This window comes from Klebsiella sp. BIGb0399, from assembly GCF_003752615.1.
Taxonomy (GTDB): domain Bacteria; phylum Pseudomonadota; class Gammaproteobacteria; order Enterobacterales; family Enterobacteriaceae; genus Klebsiella; species Klebsiella lignicola.
In genome coordinates, this window is sequence record NZ_RKHT01000007.1 from 363,710 (window position 1) to 380,286 (window position 16,577).

The 16,577-nt window shown below is 54.4% G+C and carries 14 protein-coding genes; 10 read left to right on the forward strand and 4 right to left on the reverse strand.

Going from position 1 to position 16,577, the window contains the following annotated elements:
* The first annotated feature begins 111 nt into the window (after nucleotides 1-111).
* The 7 genes from EDF82_RS16360 (at nucleotide 112) to EDF82_RS16390 (ending at nucleotide 6,919) form a co-directional block, all read left to right on the forward strand.
* Nucleotides 112-2,661, forward strand: a complete 2,550-nt coding sequence (locus EDF82_RS16360) for a fimbria/pilus outer membrane usher protein (RefSeq protein WP_227540136.1) — start codon at nucleotides 112-114, stop codon at nucleotides 2,659-2,661.
* A gap of 117 nt (nucleotides 2,662-2,778) precedes the next feature.
* Nucleotides 2,779-3,501, forward strand: coding sequence for a molecular chaperone (locus tag EDF82_RS16365; protein ID WP_123756577.1), 723 nt, complete (start codon nucleotides 2,779-2,781; stop codon nucleotides 3,499-3,501).
* 35 nt (nucleotides 3,502-3,536) lie between these two features.
* Nucleotides 3,537-4,079, forward strand: a complete 543-nt coding sequence (locus EDF82_RS16370; RefSeq protein WP_123756578.1) for a pilus-assembly fibrillin subunit — start codon at nucleotides 3,537-3,539, stop codon at nucleotides 4,077-4,079.
* A gap of 12 nt (nucleotides 4,080-4,091) precedes the next feature.
* A complete protein-coding gene (locus EDF82_RS16375; protein WP_123756579.1) occupies nucleotides 4,092-4,634 on the forward strand; it encodes a fimbrial protein in 543 nt (180 codons plus the stop codon).
* A 17-nt stretch (nucleotides 4,635-4,651) separates the two neighbouring features.
* The gene (locus EDF82_RS16380; protein WP_123756580.1) at nucleotides 4,652-5,209 is read left to right on the forward strand and encodes a fimbrial protein; all 558 of its coding nucleotides are present in this window, start codon (nucleotides 4,652-4,654) and stop codon (nucleotides 5,207-5,209) included.
* A gap of 133 nt (nucleotides 5,210-5,342) precedes the next feature.
* Nucleotides 5,343-5,846: a fimbrial protein gene (locus EDF82_RS16385; protein ID WP_158613272.1), complete on the forward strand. Its 504-nt coding sequence runs from the start codon at nucleotides 5,343-5,345 to the stop codon at nucleotides 5,844-5,846.
* An 86-nt stretch (nucleotides 5,847-5,932) separates the two neighbouring features.
* The gene (locus tag EDF82_RS16390) at nucleotides 5,933-6,919 is read left to right on the forward strand and encodes a hypothetical protein (protein ID WP_123756582.1); all 987 of its coding nucleotides are present in this window, start codon (nucleotides 5,933-5,935) and stop codon (nucleotides 6,917-6,919) included.
* A 232-nt stretch (nucleotides 6,920-7,151) separates the two neighbouring features.
* Here EDF82_RS16390 and EDF82_RS16395 read toward each other — a convergent pair whose 3' ends face one another.
* Nucleotides 7,152-7,625 (reverse strand): hypothetical protein, encoded by a 474-nt coding sequence (locus tag EDF82_RS16395; protein WP_123756583.1) that lies wholly within the window; start codon nucleotides 7,623-7,625, stop codon nucleotides 7,152-7,154.
* A complete protein-coding gene (locus EDF82_RS16400) occupies nucleotides 7,622-8,536 on the reverse strand; it encodes a hypothetical protein (protein ID WP_123756584.1) in 915 nt (304 codons plus the stop codon). Before EDF82_RS16400 ends, EDF82_RS16395 begins: the two co-directional genes overlap by 4 nt.
* Before the next feature lie 384 nt (nucleotides 8,537-8,920).
* Here EDF82_RS16400 and EDF82_RS16405 point away from each other — a divergent pair, with 384 nt between their 5' ends.
* Nucleotides 8,921-9,310: a VOC family protein gene (locus tag EDF82_RS16405; RefSeq protein ID WP_123756585.1), complete on the forward strand. Its 390-nt coding sequence runs from the start codon at nucleotides 8,921-8,923 to the stop codon at nucleotides 9,308-9,310.
* Nucleotides 9,311-9,794: 484 nt separating this feature from the next.
* On the forward strand, nucleotides 9,795-11,348 hold the full coding sequence (locus tag EDF82_RS16410) for a peptide MFS transporter (protein ID WP_123756586.1): 1,554 nt from the start codon (nucleotides 9,795-9,797) through the stop codon (nucleotides 11,346-11,348).
* 58 nt (nucleotides 11,349-11,406) lie between these two features.
* Here EDF82_RS16410 and EDF82_RS16415 read toward each other — a convergent pair whose 3' ends face one another.
* Nucleotides 11,407-12,186 (reverse strand): acetoin reductase, encoded by a 780-nt coding sequence (locus EDF82_RS16415; protein WP_123756587.1) that lies wholly within the window; start codon nucleotides 12,184-12,186, stop codon nucleotides 11,407-11,409.
* A 195-nt stretch (nucleotides 12,187-12,381) separates the two neighbouring features.
* Here EDF82_RS16415 and EDF82_RS16420 point away from each other — a divergent pair, with 195 nt between their 5' ends.
* Nucleotides 12,382-15,117 carry a LuxR C-terminal-related transcriptional regulator gene (locus EDF82_RS16420; protein ID WP_123756588.1) on the forward strand — a complete coding sequence of 912 codons (2,736 nt, stop codon included), beginning with the start codon at nucleotides 12,382-12,384 and terminating at the stop codon, nucleotides 15,115-15,117.
* On the opposite strand, the gene EDF82_RS16425 is transcribed toward EDF82_RS16420, so the two are convergent.
* Nucleotides 15,106-16,575 (reverse strand): MdtP family multidrug efflux transporter outer membrane subunit, encoded by a 1,470-nt coding sequence (locus EDF82_RS16425; RefSeq protein WP_199733705.1) that lies wholly within the window; start codon nucleotides 16,573-16,575, stop codon nucleotides 15,106-15,108. The two genes, EDF82_RS16420 and EDF82_RS16425, sit on opposite strands and share 12 nt — an antisense overlap.
* Nucleotides 16,576-16,577 lie beyond the last annotated feature (2 nt).

Here is a 16,577-nt window from a genome sequence, read left to right on the forward strand (position 1 = left end):
TTTTTTATCACAATTGAATATTGATTTTTTGGATCATGAGGCTCCGTGCTGAGCTACCGGTTGTTGTCCCCGGTGGTATGACAGACATGGCCCTGTTATGGATGATAGTTAATGAAAATAATGAATACATATCCTTTTACAGTGTGCAAGGTTGCTGTTGTGGTGTCTCTGGTATTATCCATTGGGAAAAGCTTTGCATTAGATTTTAATACTGATGTATTGGATTCTATTGACCGGGAGAATATCGATTTTTCCCGCTTTTCACAGGCGGGATATATTATGCCCGGTCAATATCAAATGCTGGTTCTGGTTAATAATCAATCGATCTCTCCATCCCCCTATGCGATTGATTTCATGGAGCATACTTTATCTTCTGATTTACATAAACCGGACCAGGTTGCGACGCCGGCCAAACCGTTACCTCAGCCTTGCCTGATACCAGAAATGGTTGAACGCATGGGATTGCTGCCGTCAGCTAAGCTTAAGGTGACGTGGTGGCATGATGATCAATGTGCTGATTTAAGCCAGCTACCGGGCGTCGTACTCCACCCGGACCCTGCCGCCGGCGTGTTGAAAATTAATATGCCGCAGGCCTGGCTGGAGTATTCGGATGCGACATGGTTACCGCCATCGCGTTGGGATAAGGGCATTCCGGGTTTATTACTCGATTACAACCTCAACGCCAATGTCAATAAACCCTATCAGGGTCAGCAATCTCAGTCCGTAAATTATAATGGCACCGTCGGGCTCAATGTTGATGCCTGGCGGATGCGTGCTGATTATCAGGGCTATCTGGATCATACCTCGGGATCCGGGCAGGGAACGCATTCTCAGTCTGACTGGACCCGCTATTATTTATACCGCGCGATACCAAACTGGCAGGCCATGCTGACCGTCGGTGAGAGCTATATTAATTCCGATATTTTCAGCACCTGGCGTTATACCGGCGTGAGCCTGGAGAGTGACAATCGGATGCTTCCTCCCAGACTGCGAGGTTATGCGCCTCAGGTCTCTGGAGTAGCAAATACAAATGCCAGGGTCGTCATTTCCCAACAGGGGAGAATTTTATATGACTCAACGGTACCGGCGGGACTGTTTACGATCCAGGATCTGGATAGTTCGGTGCGGGGTACCCTTGATGTAAAGGTAGTTGAGCAAAATGGGCAGACGAACACCTTCCAGGTGACCACCGCTTATGTCCCTTATCTTACCCGACCGGGCCAGATTCGATACAAGCTAGTTAGTGGGCGCTCGCGTAACCTGCAAGGCCATGATACCGAAGGCCCTTTTTTTGCCGGTGGCGAAGCTTCATGGGGGATAAACAACCGCTGGTCGCTGTACGGCGGAGGAACCCTGGCGGGTGACTACAATACGGCGGCAGTGGGGCTTGGTCATGATATGAACCGGCTCGGCACTCTTTCCGCAGACGTGACCCAGTCTGTTGCGAAGTTTAATAATGGCCCCGGAACCCTGCAAGGTAAATCGTGGCGTATCAGTTATTCCAAGCGTTTTGATGATATCAATGCGGATATTACCTTTGCGGGTTATCGCTTTTCGGAGCGCAACTATATGACCATGCAACAATATCTGGACGCACGCTATCGACATGATTTCACCGGGCGAGAAAAAGAACTTTATACCGTAACCCTTAATAAGAATTTTGATGATGCGCAGACCTCTGTCAGTTTGCAATACAGCTACCAGACTTACTGGGACAAAATAAACGAAAACTATTATACGTTTTCGTTAAACCGTTATTTTGATGCATTTGGTTTCAGGAATATTGCTGCCGGGATTACAGCATCACGCTCGCAATATAACGGACACGATAACGACATTGTATTTTTACGTTTATCCGTTCCGTGGGGAACGGGGTCGATGAGTTATAGCGGTAGCCTGAATAACAAGCGTCTTACCCAAACCGTTGGCTACAGCGATGTCGTTAATAACGGCCTTGATAGCTACAGCCTGAACACCGGGGTAAGTAGCGGCGGGAAGGGACAACGCGATAGTGGTCAGGCGAGCGCCTGGTACAGCCACAGTAGCCCTCTGGCAAATGTGTCAATGAATGCCGCTGCGGTGCAGGACAGCTATACCTCATTCGGCATGAGTTTATCGGGAGGCGCGACCGTCACCACTAAAGGTGCGGCCCTGCACGCCGGCGGATTGAATGGCGGAACGCGGTTACTGGTGGATACCGACGGAATTGCCGGTGTACCGGTTAATGGCGGGAGAGTGTTGACGAACCGCTGGGGCATTGGCGTGTTGACCGATGTGAACAGTTATTACCGCAATACGACCTCTGTCGACCTGAATCGACTGCCGGATGATATGGAAGCCACCCGTTCCGTTGTCGAGTCGGCATTAACGGAAGGTGCCATTGGTTATCGCCAGTTTGAAGTATTAAAAGGCCAGCGCTTGTTCGCCGTACTGAGCATGAGTGACGGGAGCCATCCGCCATTTGGTGCCAGCGTCAGTAACGCAAAAGGGCGCGAGCTGGGGATGGTAGGAGACGCCGGCTTAGCCTGGCTGACCGGCGTTAACCCCGGTGAATCTTTGGCGGTGAAGTGGGACGCGCAATCCCAGTGTGTCGTGACTATTCCGCCACAGCTGTTGCCGCAAAGTCAGCTGCTGCTGCCATGCCAAAAGGGAGATCAGTGACGTGGGGCTGAAAACACACGCAGGTTTTATTTGAGGGATCGCCATGGCTCAGGGCCATGGGGCGAACTGAGCAATTGCACAAAGCATTAACGCTGACCGGGAGAGGAGAAAAGGGAAATGTTAACGAAACAAGCCGTACTCATGTTGCTCATAGGAGCATGCTCAGGCTTTGTACCTGAAGGAGGGGCGGCAATATCGCTGGATCGTACCCGGGCTATTTTTGATGGCAACCTTAAGTCGATATCGCTGAATATTGCCAATGATAATAATCAGTTGCCATATCTTGCCCAGGCCTGGATTGAGAATGAACGTGAAGAGAAGTTGACGACCGGTCCTCTGGTGGCAACCCCTCCGGTTCAGCGCCTGGAAGCCGGGACCAGGAGTATGGTCCGCGTGTCATCAACCCCAGATATCACTACGTTACCCCAGGATCGGGAGTCCGTTTTTTATTTCAATTTACGCGAGATCCCACCGCGTAGCGAAAAGTCGAACGTGTTGCAGATTGCCCTGCAGACCAAAATCAAAGTGTTCTACCGGCCTGCCGCCATTAAAGCCGCTCCCAATGCTATCTGGCAGGATCAGGTCGTGTTGAACAAAGTTGCCGGAGGCTATCGGATAGAAAACCCGACCCCGTATTACGTCACCCTTATCGGGCTTGGCGGCAGCGAAAAATCGGCAAAAGAAGGGAAGTTTGATGCCGTGATGCTGGCGCCAAAATCGCAGCAGGTTGTGAAATCGGACAATTACGCCAGCCCATGGCTGAGCTGGATTGATGACTACGGCGGGCGTCCGGTACGGCAGTTTCAGTGTGCTGCTCAGCGTTGCACGGTCGTAAATTAATCATCCGGAATACGCGAAATGCCGAGGGAAGGCCGATGAAAATAACGACGACAACCCTGATGCTGACAGCCTTACTGTCCAGTGCTGCGATGAATAGCCTGACGCTTCACGCTGATGCGCTTTCGACCTGGCAACAGGTATTTATTCCGGACCTGGAGCCTTCGCGCGGGGAACAAGAATGGGCGCGTCATGAAGGACGGCTGGATATACATGGTGAACTGCTTTCCTCCCCATGTCAGTTGAAGACCAATGAAATCCATCTGCCGCTACCGGTAGTGACTCTGCGAGGTGAGCGTCGGACCTTGCTCAATCTGGAGCTGACAGGCTGCGGCTATGGCGATCCGCTTATTTCAGTGGCAACGCCGGCGGAACAGTCATCGGTGATGATGGTTCACAGCACGTTGTTGACCGGGCAGTCCGGTGGCTTTTTACCTCCGGGGCAAAAGACATCGGCCCTCTCCCGGCTCGTTCTTCATGGCGGTTCAACCCGTTTAACCTGGTCTCTCAATGATGCTCAGCGGCAGATGCTGACGCCTGCAGCAAAATCGGCGTTACGCCTGCAACTGAATTACGAGTAAGAGGAACGGAATATGCGGCGATTATTTTTCTCCCTGGTACTTCAGGTCATGGGCATGTTGTTGGTGGTTGGAGACGGGCGTGCTGATGTGGTCTTCAACGGCAATCTTCTGGATCGTCCCTGCCATGTCGACACGGCCTCGCTAACTCAGGATGTGACGTTTCGGGAAGCGGCGGCGCCATTATTCTGGATCTGGCCCGCGAAGGGTTACGAAGAACCGCTGCGAATTGGCCTGGTTAACTGCTACGCCTCCTCGCTTGGCAAGGTTGTTCGCCTGACATTTCGTGGGCCGGGAGAGACGGATTTACCCGGGTATCTGGCGGTCAGCGGTGTGAACGCGGGGCGCCTCGGCATCGGTATTCTCGATACCGATGGGCGTTCGCTGCTGAAATTGGGCGATGCCCATCATCAGGGCGCGGGTGATGTCGTGACCGGTAAAACGCTGATGCTGAATTTCAGGGTCTTTACACAGGCGACGCCGGCGGCGATAGCGCAGAAGAGCGTCGTTCCGGGAGATTACAGCGCAATGGTCACTTTTGAACTGAATTATCAGTAAGGAACAAGGAACCGTCCATGGTGTTTGTAACGTCTTGTTTATCATTCCTGCGACCCGCCGGGCTATTGCTACTCAGCCACGTGTTTACCGTCACGGCGCTAGCGGAAACCTCGGTGTATTTGCATGGCAACCTGGTTATTCCGGAGTGCGTCATCAACGGGAATAATTCAGTAGAGGTGAAGTTTGGTGATGTGGATATTCAGTCTTTGCCGGTCTCCCACACGCTCTATGCGCTGACGCCGTTCTCGGTCCCCATGGACTGCCCTTATACCCTGGGCGTACCAAAGTTAACCGTCGAGGCTCCGGTGGCGTCCGGGGGAATGGCCCGGGATGGCGCCATTAAAACATCGCGCGACGGTGAGGGTCTGGTGGTCTATCTGCGTGCTCAGGATGGTATTACGCCCGTGGTGCTTAACGCCGCCACTGGGATGGATATCTCCCATTCGGTAGTCGGCAGTAGCGGCACGACCCGCACTCTGCGGCTGAATGCCGGTGTCGGGCAGTTGAAAGGGGTGGATAAATTAACGGCCGGCGCCTTTACGGCGACCGCCAGTCTGCAGGTTCGTTATGAGTAGCGCGGGCCAGGAACCTACGCTTCGCGTCGATGACGTAACGCGGGCGCCAAAGGCGGTGCGACCTGATGGACAGACAGTTAGCCAGAAACCCGAAAGGAGTAACACAGCAATGAGCAGGGGACTGGGGTTAATCATGGCGGTGGTGTGTGCGCTGGCAACGCGTAGCGCTGCGGCTGAGGACATCGTGGTGAATATTACCGGGGAAATAATAACCCCGCCGTGCGTTATTAATAATGGTGCCGCGATTGAAGTCAATTTCGACAATGTATCGGTAACGGATGTGGCGAACGCACGTAATCTCCGAACGTTAACCGTGCCGGTAACCTGTATTTATTATAAGGCGACGCCTTACGTGAAAGTGACGGGCACGCAGTTAAGCGGGGCGGGGAGTCATGTGCTGCGAACCAATATCACTAATTTTGGTATCGCGTTGTATCAGGGCAATGGCACCGGAGTGCCAATGAAACTGAATGATAATGGACTTTATCCCGGCTTTCCGCTCCTGGCGGGGCTGTCAGCGGTTAATCAGGCCAGCGGACAATTTACCTTTAGCGCGTTGCCCTATCAGCTCGGAAGCCAGTTTCCCGCATCGGGCGCATTTTCAGCGACGGCAAACATGAGCATTACTTATCAGTAATGGTGCCTGCGGCAATAAGGCCGCGGTTAGCTTATATCGATGACGGTTCCGGTGTGCGGGAGCCGCGACGGACTACAGGAGTTTATATGAAGGGCTTGATAAACAAAAAAGCGCTGAGCTTCGCTGGGGCGTGTTGTCTTTTTTTTACGGCTGCCAGTGGGCATGGTGCCGTTTATATTCAGGCCACGTTATCTCCAAATATCGGCATCACCTCAACTAATGTCAGCAATGGTATCGGGCAAACGACGCTGGATTTTCGCAGCCCGGCCGGCTCGCGAGGCTATGTTCCCTGGGTGAGTACCTCAGGTGTTCAAACCTATAAATATATTCGTGCGTTTTCGGTATTTGAAAGCAAGGTCGTGATGAAAAACAAGTCAACCGGGCAGAGCTTTAGCGTCCCGGTAACCTGCCCGGCCTGCCATGCAGCATCCTCTGCGGGATTTTTGTCTGCGGGCGGTCTCGTTAGCTTTCCTATGACCCACGGTTCATATCTGGGGCAGACTCATATTTTCGCGGCTTCTGCCTCAGTCACCTCCCGGATACTGGTGTCACTACTTGATAGTCGCATCCCGGCCGGAAGCTATGAAGGAACCATTATGGGGAGCGTGGGGCAGCTGGCGGAGTCCTATTCCGGCGAATATCTTAACTATGCGTCATCAATAATAAGTGTTGGTGTAAGAACCGGGATCGCCACGGTGGTGGCAATGAAGTTTGATATTGTTATTCCCGAATATACCATCTGCACCACCAACAGCCCGCTGACGATTAACCACGGTCCGTTGACGCCAGACCAGGTTGCGGGAAGTGTGAAGACGCAAACGCTGTCAATTGCCTGCACCGGGAAGGCGACGATCAAGCTGTCGATGAGTACCCCCCGGCCGCGGGTCGGTAACGGAGTCAACAGCCATATCCGGATGTCCGCTGATAACATCAACTGGGCTGAAACCTCAAATACGACGCTGGGTAGCCGGGGTACGCAGATGATCTATCTTTCTTCGACGCTGGAAACGTCCGGGACGATGGTGCCTCAAAGCCTGCAGGGGAGCACTGTTATAACCATGAATTATCAATAGGTCGTTAAGGTATTGCGGTATTTATATTTAACCTGAAGATATTGTCTGCGCAATAAATTAAACGTTTTCATCTTACAGAAATCTTGATATGATTTTATACGATGTGTCTTTTTCTTCAGGGATGAAGTGTATACCACTTTAAAATCAATAATAAAATCCACCCCATGTATCTTCAGGCCGTAATTTACGGCCTTTTTTTCGTGGTTTTTTTGTCGTATTACCGGTTGTTGTGTTATTTGTCGCGGCAATAGAATATTGGTATATTATATAAAGATATTATTTTATTATGATACCTGTCTTCCTGAATTTTAATGGTCAGGTTTTTCTCTGGCTCATAGAAAAAAGCCGGGAGATGATGGTTAACGTTGCTGCCCTGGCTTTCATCGGGACTGAAATTTTCGATGTTATGGCTTTGAAGGACGTAAATACTATCTGATTTGTTGTATGAAAAATAAATCGCCCGGCTGATCTGGTACTGCTTTTCACCTTCCGTCGCCAGGCCACTGATGCTTATCTCGCCTTTGTTTTTACTTAACGTGAAAACATAGCTGGCATTCAGTCGGAAATCGTCATGGATCACGGTGTTTTGACTTTGACATGAGATCGTTTCATCACCAGAAATACCAGTATTGTACTGTAAGAGTAAATAAACGCCGCCAGCCAGTATCGCAATGAAACAGACAAGGTAGATGATTTTATTTTTCATTGGGGCTCCTTCATCTTTTTCATGATGCTAACAGAACGGCAGTCCTGCTCTTTGCTGGTATAACGGGAGCAGTAAATGATGTTTAGCTGCGAGTTCATCGGCGAAGTGGCAAGAAAAAGAGTTGAATCACTCTGACATGACAGGACAGCTTCTTGCAGTAACTCTTGAGCCTCAGCGTCGGTGTATTTTACCTTCTTGCTGTAAATATGACACGGAGTGGTATCCAGGCTGATATAGTTTGCAAAGGCCAGCGCTGGTTTATGCGTGATGTGATAAAACAAGGCAATGGCAATGACAGGAATAAGAACCAATGCGATATATTTCAGCGGCAGTTTAGGTCGTTTTCCCTGAGCCTGGTTGGGAGCGTCGAGGATGTAAGAGGGCGTGATTTTGGCTGGGGGGATTTTATTTTCAAGCTGCGCCCTGGTGCCTGGGCTTTCTACATTATCGACCCCGGATCCATCAGCAGGTTGGGCACTAACGTTGGCCGTTGTCTGGCTATTTTCAGCGTCTGTTGTTACCAGTTGCAGGCCGCTCTGCGACGATTCATCATTGCTGTATGTTACCTCAATGTGAATACTACCATTAAGTTTGAGACCATACCGTGGAACGGTATCAATAATATCCTCTAAGCCCAATTTGGCCAGGCTTCTTCGGAGGTGCAAAATGCTCTGGTAGTAAGTATTAGCATTAATACTCGCGTGACGTTTTGGTCCCCAGCCACAAAGGATCAGTTCTTGCTGGGAGACAATCCGGCCATTAGCATCTAATAATTTTTTAAAACAGAGACTTGCCGGTACCTGTAATCTGATTTTTTTGCCACTATGAATATCGACCAGTTCCCTTTGTGAAGGGATGAACTCGACTTGAGTACCGATGATAAATCTTTTGTTTTTATCGATATTGTTCATCTTAGGAAAATAGTCACAGGTAGAGTGGTTGCGGCAAACATGTTATTAGTGAGTCTAATTACATATAGTGATACAAATTGCCATACTAGTGTAGAGCAAAATTCAGCCACTGACAAATGAGATTTTTCTGACGCGATATTTAAACACAGGTGATCAACTGTGTTGCTTTATTATGTCCGCGATCTGTCTTCAATGTTATTTGGTAGTATATTCAGTGTGAATATTTTTAAACGATGGAAATAAAATCGCGTTTATTCAAAGGATGATGCGGACACATCATAAATACGATAAGGCTCTGACGGACAAATGCCGCCCGGAATCGCGGGTACAGTAACCATGCCGCTGCCCATGGTGGGCAGCACTTGTTAACCCACGGGAGCTTCTATGATCTTCAGCCACATGCGTATTGCCCGACCGGTCAGCGACCTTGAGCACGCCTGTGCGATGTACAGCCAGGGACTGGGACTGGAGCGCATTGCCGATTTCGCCGATCATGACGGCTTCAGTGGAATTATGCTGGGCCATTCGACGCTGCCCTGGCACCTTGAATTCACCATCTGTCACCGGCACCCGGTGCAGCCTGGCCCGACGAATGAGGATTTACTGGTTCTCTATTACCCCGACAAGCCCGACTGGGAGCACGCTTGCGCCCGAATGGTGACGGCTGGCTTTCGCGTGGTATCAGCGTTTAACCCGTACTGGGACGTGAACGGGCAAACATTCGTCGATGCCGACGGTTACCGGGTGGTGCTGCAGAACCGGCGCTGGGCATAGCGTTCACGCGCGAAAATTTACACACTCCCTCTCAGGCATTGCAAAAATTCGGTGCTGTTGGTCCGGCTTCGACCCGCCTCCCTCAGTGCCGTCATCCTACCGGCCAGCTAAGATCACAACTTATCGATACTTCCTAACATCGCGGCGACCAACCTGGTATTTCCCCTACTTTTTATCGCGTTATCCTGCCTTTCTGCACATGACATCAATACGATAATCTATTCATTTAACTCATTGTTTATAATCGAATAATCCTTTCATTTATTTTCATTTGAGAAGTCAATCACATTTTGACTTTGGCCAACTTAAAATCTATAAAAGTAGACGTTTGTCGAGTTTTCATCTAAAAGATTGGGGTGAGGGGCTAGACAAAACCAGAATCTGGTTATCAAATGGTTAAAAAATATTATACCTCATGTTAATTACTGGCCGGATGTATACATAGTCAATATGTTTTCTGCGGCGCACCTTATCTGGAGAAGTTATGCATTCCTCTGTGAATAAAAATGAAAGCCGGACCTTCTTTGGTCATCCTTATCCTCTGGGTTCGTTATTTTTTACTGAAATGTGGGAGCGTTTCTCGTTTTACGGGATTCGCCCATTATTAATCCTGTTTATGGCCGCCACCGTGTATGACGGCGGAATGGGGCTGGCGCGTGAGAACGCCTCGGCGATCGTCGGTATCTTTGCCGGCAGTATGTACCTGGCGGCGTTGCCGGGCGGCTGGCTGGCGGATAACTGGCTGGGCCAGCAGAAGGCAGTCTGGTATGGATCGATTCTGATCGCGCTGGGTCACCTGTCGATCGCCCTGTCTGCCTTTATGGGCGACAATCTGTTTTTCATCGGGTTGATGTTCATCGTGCTGGGGTCGGGCCTGTTTAAGACCTGTATCTCGGTGATGGTGGGCACGCTGTACAAGAAAGGTGACGCCCGTCGTGACGGTGGGTTTTCGCTGTTCTATATGGGCATCAACATGGGGTCGTTTATCGCTCCGTTGATCTCCGGCTGGCTGATCAAATCGCACGGCTGGCACTGGGGCTTTGGCATCGGTGGTCTCGGGATGCTGGTCGCGTTGGTTATCTTCCGCGTCTTCGCGGTACCGGCGATGAAGCGTTATGACAGCGAAGTGGGTCTCGATTCGACCTGGAACAGCCCGGTGGCGAAGAAAAACGGCGTCGGCGCATGGCTGCTGGCGCTGGCGGTTGGCGCGGCGGTGATCATCACGCTGATTGCTCAGGGCGTGATTGTGGTAAACCCTGTCGCGGTCGCCAGCATGCTGGTGTACGTGATTGCCGCTTCGGTGGTGCTGTACTTTATCTACCTTTTCATGTTTGCCGGACTGAGCCGTAAAGAGCGCGCGCGCTTGCTGGTGTGCTTTATTCTGCTGGTCTCTGCCGCCTTCTTCTGGTCGGCATTTGAACAGAAGCCAACTTCATTTAACCTGTTTGCCAATGACTACACCAACCGCATGATCGGCGACTTTGAGATCCCGGCGGTCTGGTTCCAGTCGGTCAATGCGCTGTTTATCATTCTGCTGGCGCCGGTCTTCAGCTGGGCGTGGCCGGCTATGGCGCGTAAAGGCGTCCGCCCGAGCAGCATCACCAAGTTCGTTATCGGTATTCTCTGTGCGGCTGCGGGCTTTGGCCTGATGATGCTGGCGGCCCAGCATGTGCTGAGCAATGACGGGGCTGGCGTATCACCGTTCTGGCTGGTGGGCAGTATTCTGATGCTGACCCTCGGCGAACTGTGCCTGAGCCCGATTGGTCTGGCGACCATGACGCTGCTGGCGCCGGAAAGAATGCGCGGCCAGATGATGGGTCTGTGGTTCTGCGCCAGCGCGCTGGGTAACCTTGCGGCAGGCCTGATTGGCGGTCACGTTAAAGCGGACCAGTTGGATATGCTGCCGGATCTCTTCGCCCGCTGCTCGATTGCGCTGCTTATCTGCGCCGCCGTGCTCTGCGTGCTGATCGTCCCGGTGCGTCGTATGCTGGAAAACACCCGCAACGACAGCGCTCAGAAGTCAGTCTCTAACGCCTGACGGCAGCGGAGAAACGAGGTACAGCGGGCCGCCTGATTAAGATGGCCCGCTTCGGACATTAACGGTAAACAATCCCGCCATCGATCAGGATCGACTGACCGGTAATATAATCGGAATCCGGGCCAGCCAGGTACGAGACCAGGCTTGCCACATCGTCCGGCGTTTCTGCGCGACCGAGTGCGATACCTTCAACATATTTTTTATAGGTCTCACCGACCGGCGCACCGGTAATGTCGGAGAAACGTTTATCGATTTCGGTCCACATGCCGGTACCGACAATCCCCGGGCAGTAGGCGTTCACGGTGATCCCACGGCTGGCGTACTCTTTCGCCGCCGCCTGAGTCAGGGCGCGAACAGCAAATTTGGTGGCGGAATAGATCCCCAGCATAGCGAAACCGTCATGTCCGGCAATCGAGCAGGCGTTGATAATTTTGCCGTTCTGCTTGCGGTCGATAAATTTTTTCGCCGCGGCCTGGATGCCCCATAAGGTTCCCTGAACGTTGATGCGCATGATCTGATCGACCTCGTCAGGTATCACGTCGGCGATCGCCTGCACCTGTGCAATGCCCGCGTTGTTGACGATAATATCAAAGCCGCCCAGCTCCTTTTCCGCCTGGTCAACGGCGGCATATACCTGGTCGCGATCGGCAATATTGGCGACGAACGTCGCGGCCTTACGACCCAGGGCCTCAATCTCTGCGGCTACTGCCGCAATCCCTTCCGGCTTCACGTCGACAAGCATCAACGACGCACCTTCTTTGGCCAGACGTAAAGCAATACCGCGGCCAATGCCCTGACCTGCGCCGGTCACTAAAGCAACTTTATTTTCGATAGCCATTTCTGTACTCACCTTGTACTGATTAAGAGATGATGGATGCCGGATGGGAAAGGCTGGCCGCACGAACAAGCTGGCCTGACGTACCGCCCATCGGTGGCAGAAGATAAAACTACTTTATAGGTATGGATAAACATGGCCTACCCCCCGGTTGGGGGGGATAATGGCCGGCGTACGGGATGAAGAGGTCATGGCGCTATGGAATTGTTACCCTCGACGGAAGACGCATTGAGCGGGTTTGTTCATCAGGAACCGTTCCGTCTTGCGCGCACCTTACCGCTGATTGCGACGCGCTTTACGCCGCCGCGATCGCCGGGGACGCTGCAGCCACGCGAGCGTCTGCTCCAGCGTCTCGATGCCGCCCTCACCAGTACCCTCACGCTGGTATGCGCTCCCGCCGGGTTCGGTAAAACCACGCTGCTGGCCCAGTGGTACCAGCATCGGCAGCTGCAGGGCGATGCGCTCGCCTGGCTGAGCATCGACGACGATGACAGCACGCCTTTGCTATTGATGCGTTACCTGCAAGAGGCGCTGCGGCCGCTGTGGCAGACAGAGAATGTCATGGCGGAGAATGTCCCAGCTGACGATTTCCACCTGTTTCTCGCCGGGCTCGTCAACCAGCTCCACCGCCGTCAGGCACCGCTGTTTCTGATTCTTGATGACTACCAGAATATTAGCGACCCGGACATTCATGAGGGGTTGAACTGGCTGCTGAACCATGCGCCGCCGTCACTGCATCTGATTATTGCCAGCCGCAGCCAACCCCCGCTGGCGTTGAGCCGCCTGCAGATGGAAGATCGGCTGGTGGAGATTGACGATCATGCGCTGCGGTTTAACGCCGCCGAGGCCAGGATCTATTTTTCAACGTCGATCTCGCCGGCCCCCGAGCGGCAGGATATTCCGCGGCTGATTGCCCGCACCGAGGGCTGGGTTGCCGGAATGAAAATGGCCGCCTTAGCGAACGGCAGCGCCCATTCCTGCCTCACCGACGGTAAACTGAACAGCGCCTCCCGCGCGCTCTCTCGCTATCTGGACGAAGTTATTTTTGCGCCACTGCCCATGGAGGTGTTGGCCTTTCTTCTGCGAACCTCCATGCTCAACCGTCTGCACCCGTCGCTGTGCGATGCCGTGACCGGAAAACGCAACGGTGAAGCGATGCTGACGTGGATAGCGCAGCACAATCTGTTTCTCTCTGCCCTGGATGCGGACGGCTTCTGGTTCCGTTATCACCCGCTGATGCGCGAAGCGTTGCTGTACCGCCTGCGCCATAGCGCGGAGGTGGATATCCGCGCGCTGCATGAACATGCCAGTAACTGGTTTGCCGGCCAGCAGTTGTGGGCGGAGGCGATTCGCCACGCGCTGGCCGCCGGAAAGGCGGGGGCCGGGCATGCGGAAGCGGGCGCGCAGTCGCTGGCGGAAGAGGGCGATATCGAGACCATGGTGCGCTGGATCCGCTATCTGCCGGCCAATCTGGATCCTTCGCGCATTGAACTGCAAACGAACTTAGCGTGGGCGTTAGCGCACCGCTTTCGCTTTCACGATGCCCGCCAGCTGCTGGACGCCATTGAGTCACTGGCCGCCGCCAACCGCCGCGAGATAGCCCACAGTTCATGGATCAAAATCCGCGTCGTGCGGGCTATCTGCGAAGCGTTTGCCGACAATATTGCGCAGAGCATTGCGATCGTCGAACCGCTGCTGCATGACGTACCCTGCGGTGATATCTGGGTGGATGGCCTGGTGTGCAATATTCTCAGCTACTGCCACCTGGCGAATGCCCGGCCGCAGCAGGCGCTGGATGTGCAGCAACGGGTAGCGGGAGTGCGGGTGGCGAACCGCAACCTGTTCGTCGAGGTGTACCGGGCGTTTGTTATGGCCCAGGGATACCTGCGTCAGGGCAACCTGGCGGAAGCTCAGCGCCAGGCGGCGCGGGCGCTGCACTATGCTGAACAGCAGACCGGTCCCCACTCCAGCAGCGGCGCAACCCTGGCGCCAATTCTCGCCGAAATTGCCTGGGAACAGGGGGAAGTGCAGTCCATCGCGACGCTGCTGATGCTCCGCCTGGAGATGATCGATGACTTTTGCCCACCAGATGGCTTTAGCCGCTGCTACATCGTGTTGGCGAGGCTGGCGCGAATAAACGGCCAGACGGACGAGATGACCTCGCTGCTTTTGCATGCCGAAGGCCTGGCGGTGCAGCGCGGATGGCTGCGGGCGCAGGCGCCGCTGCTGGCCGAGCGTATTTGCAATGCGCTTCAGGCGGGCGATCGCGCGGCGGCCGGCAGCCTGCTGCTGCGTCTGCAGCAACTGGCCCACGGGGCTGCCGCGGGGAACGCTGATTTTGTCATCGCCTGTTTGACCCTCAGTCAGAGCCGGGTGCTGATGGCCGATGGAAACCCCCTGGCGGCAGCCCGGCAGCTCGAGACGCTCGCCGATGAGCAGGAGCGTGTCGGCGAGTGGCTGTTTGCCGTACGTCTGCGGCTGATTCAGGCCGTCGCGCTGTGGCGTACCGGGGAACAGGAGCGGGCGATCGCCGTCGGGATCCCCGCGTTGCGCCGGGCGTTTCAGCAGAAACTGTGGCGCAGCCTGCTGGACGGCGGGGAGGATATGGCCGCAATGCTGATGGCTATCCAGCAACGCGGAGGCCAGGGCGAGGCTTTCAGCGGTGAGCTGGCGCAGCGCCTTGCCAAATTTAGCGAGGCTGGGATCCTGACGGCTGTAGCCCGTCAGGCGCCGGCGAACCTTCGTCTGACCGAACGGGAATTGCAAACGCTGGGGCTGATCGCCGAGGGCTACTCCAATAAAGAGATCGCCCGGGCCTTAGGGATTACGGCGGAAACCGTGAAATGGCATCTCAAGCAGCTGTACGACAAGCTGCAGGTGAATGGCCGGATTCAGGCGGTCAATCAGGCGCGAGAATGGCAGCTATTTGCCTGACGCCTGTGGGTCTAACGCCGGTCCGCGATAATCCCCACCCAGCGCCTTGATCAGCGTAATGTCGCTGCTCAACTGCTGCGCCTGGAAATCCAGCAATAACAATTGCTCGGCGATGACGGGACGACGCGCCTCCTGGGCCGCATAGCGGCTGACCAGCCCTCGCTGATAGTGCGCACTGGCGCTCTGCGCCGTCGCCAGGCTGGCGGTGACCTTCAGCTTCTGCAGCGCCACCTGTTGATTGAGGTCGTTCAGCTCGCTGGAGCCGATCGCCACATCGCGTACGGCATCCAGTACCGCCTGGTTGTACTGCTTAATCAGGATGTTACTGGCGGTACGCACCGATTGCAGATTGGCATTCAGGCGACCGCCGTCGAAGAGCGGTAGATACAGTCCCGGCAGCAGGTTGATCTGCTGGAATGAGGATTTAAACAGATCGCCCACGCTCAGGGCATTATATCCCCAGAAGGCCTTGATATCAAAGTGTGGGTAAAATGCTGCCTTCGCCGCGTCGACCTGGCTTAACGATGCGGTGACGTAGCCGCGCAGCGCCTGCAAATCCGGACGGCGGGCCAGCAATTCAAAGGAGAGCGAATCCGGGAGCGTCTCCTGGAGCGGCGGCAGCGCCACCGGATGGATCTCCGGCATGGAATGGGCATCGGCGCCGATCAGCGCCCGCAGGGTTTCCCGGTAACGGGTCAGCATCCCCTTGGCGCTCACCACCTGCTGCTGCGCCGCCAGCAGTTCGGCCTGGGCATTGGCGATGTCCACGCTATCCTCAACGCCGCGCTGGGTGCGGTGTTCATGGGCCTGCACCGAAAGGCGGGCAATCTCCTCCAGTTGGTTAAGCAGCGCTATTTTCTGGAAGGTCGCCTGCATCGCAAAGTACAGTTGCGCCACGCTGCTGGCGAGATCCAGCTCGATTCCGGCGGTTTCGGCCTGACGGGCATTTTTCTCGCCGATGGCGGCGGCAACGTGGGCGCGGTCAGCACCCCATAAATCGATATTCAGCGTCGCGCCGACGCCGACGGTATTCAGGGTGTACCACGGGCCGTTTTTATCGACCGGCAGCGAGTAAGAGTAGGGCCAGGTAAACTGTTTATCGGTCACCCGTAACCGGTTCTGCGCCGCGACGGCGGTGGCCTGCAGGCCCATCGCCGACTGCGCCAGTTCCACGGTGGATTGCGACTGGGCGATGCGCAGGCGTGCGGCCTGCATCGTCGGGGAGTTTTGCAGCGCGCGGTTGACCAGCATGTTGAGCTGGGCATCGTGATAGCCCTCCCACCATCTGGCTGCGGGCCAGCCGCTGTTGGCCAGATGAATCACCTGGGCGAGCTCCACCTGCTGCGGGTTGATGATTTTCATCTCGCCGGGATCGTCCTGGATTAACGCGCAGCCGGGGAGCAGCGCCAGGGCCAGGGCGAGGGGGCAATAACGCAGCACGCGGGCTACGGGGTCCATTT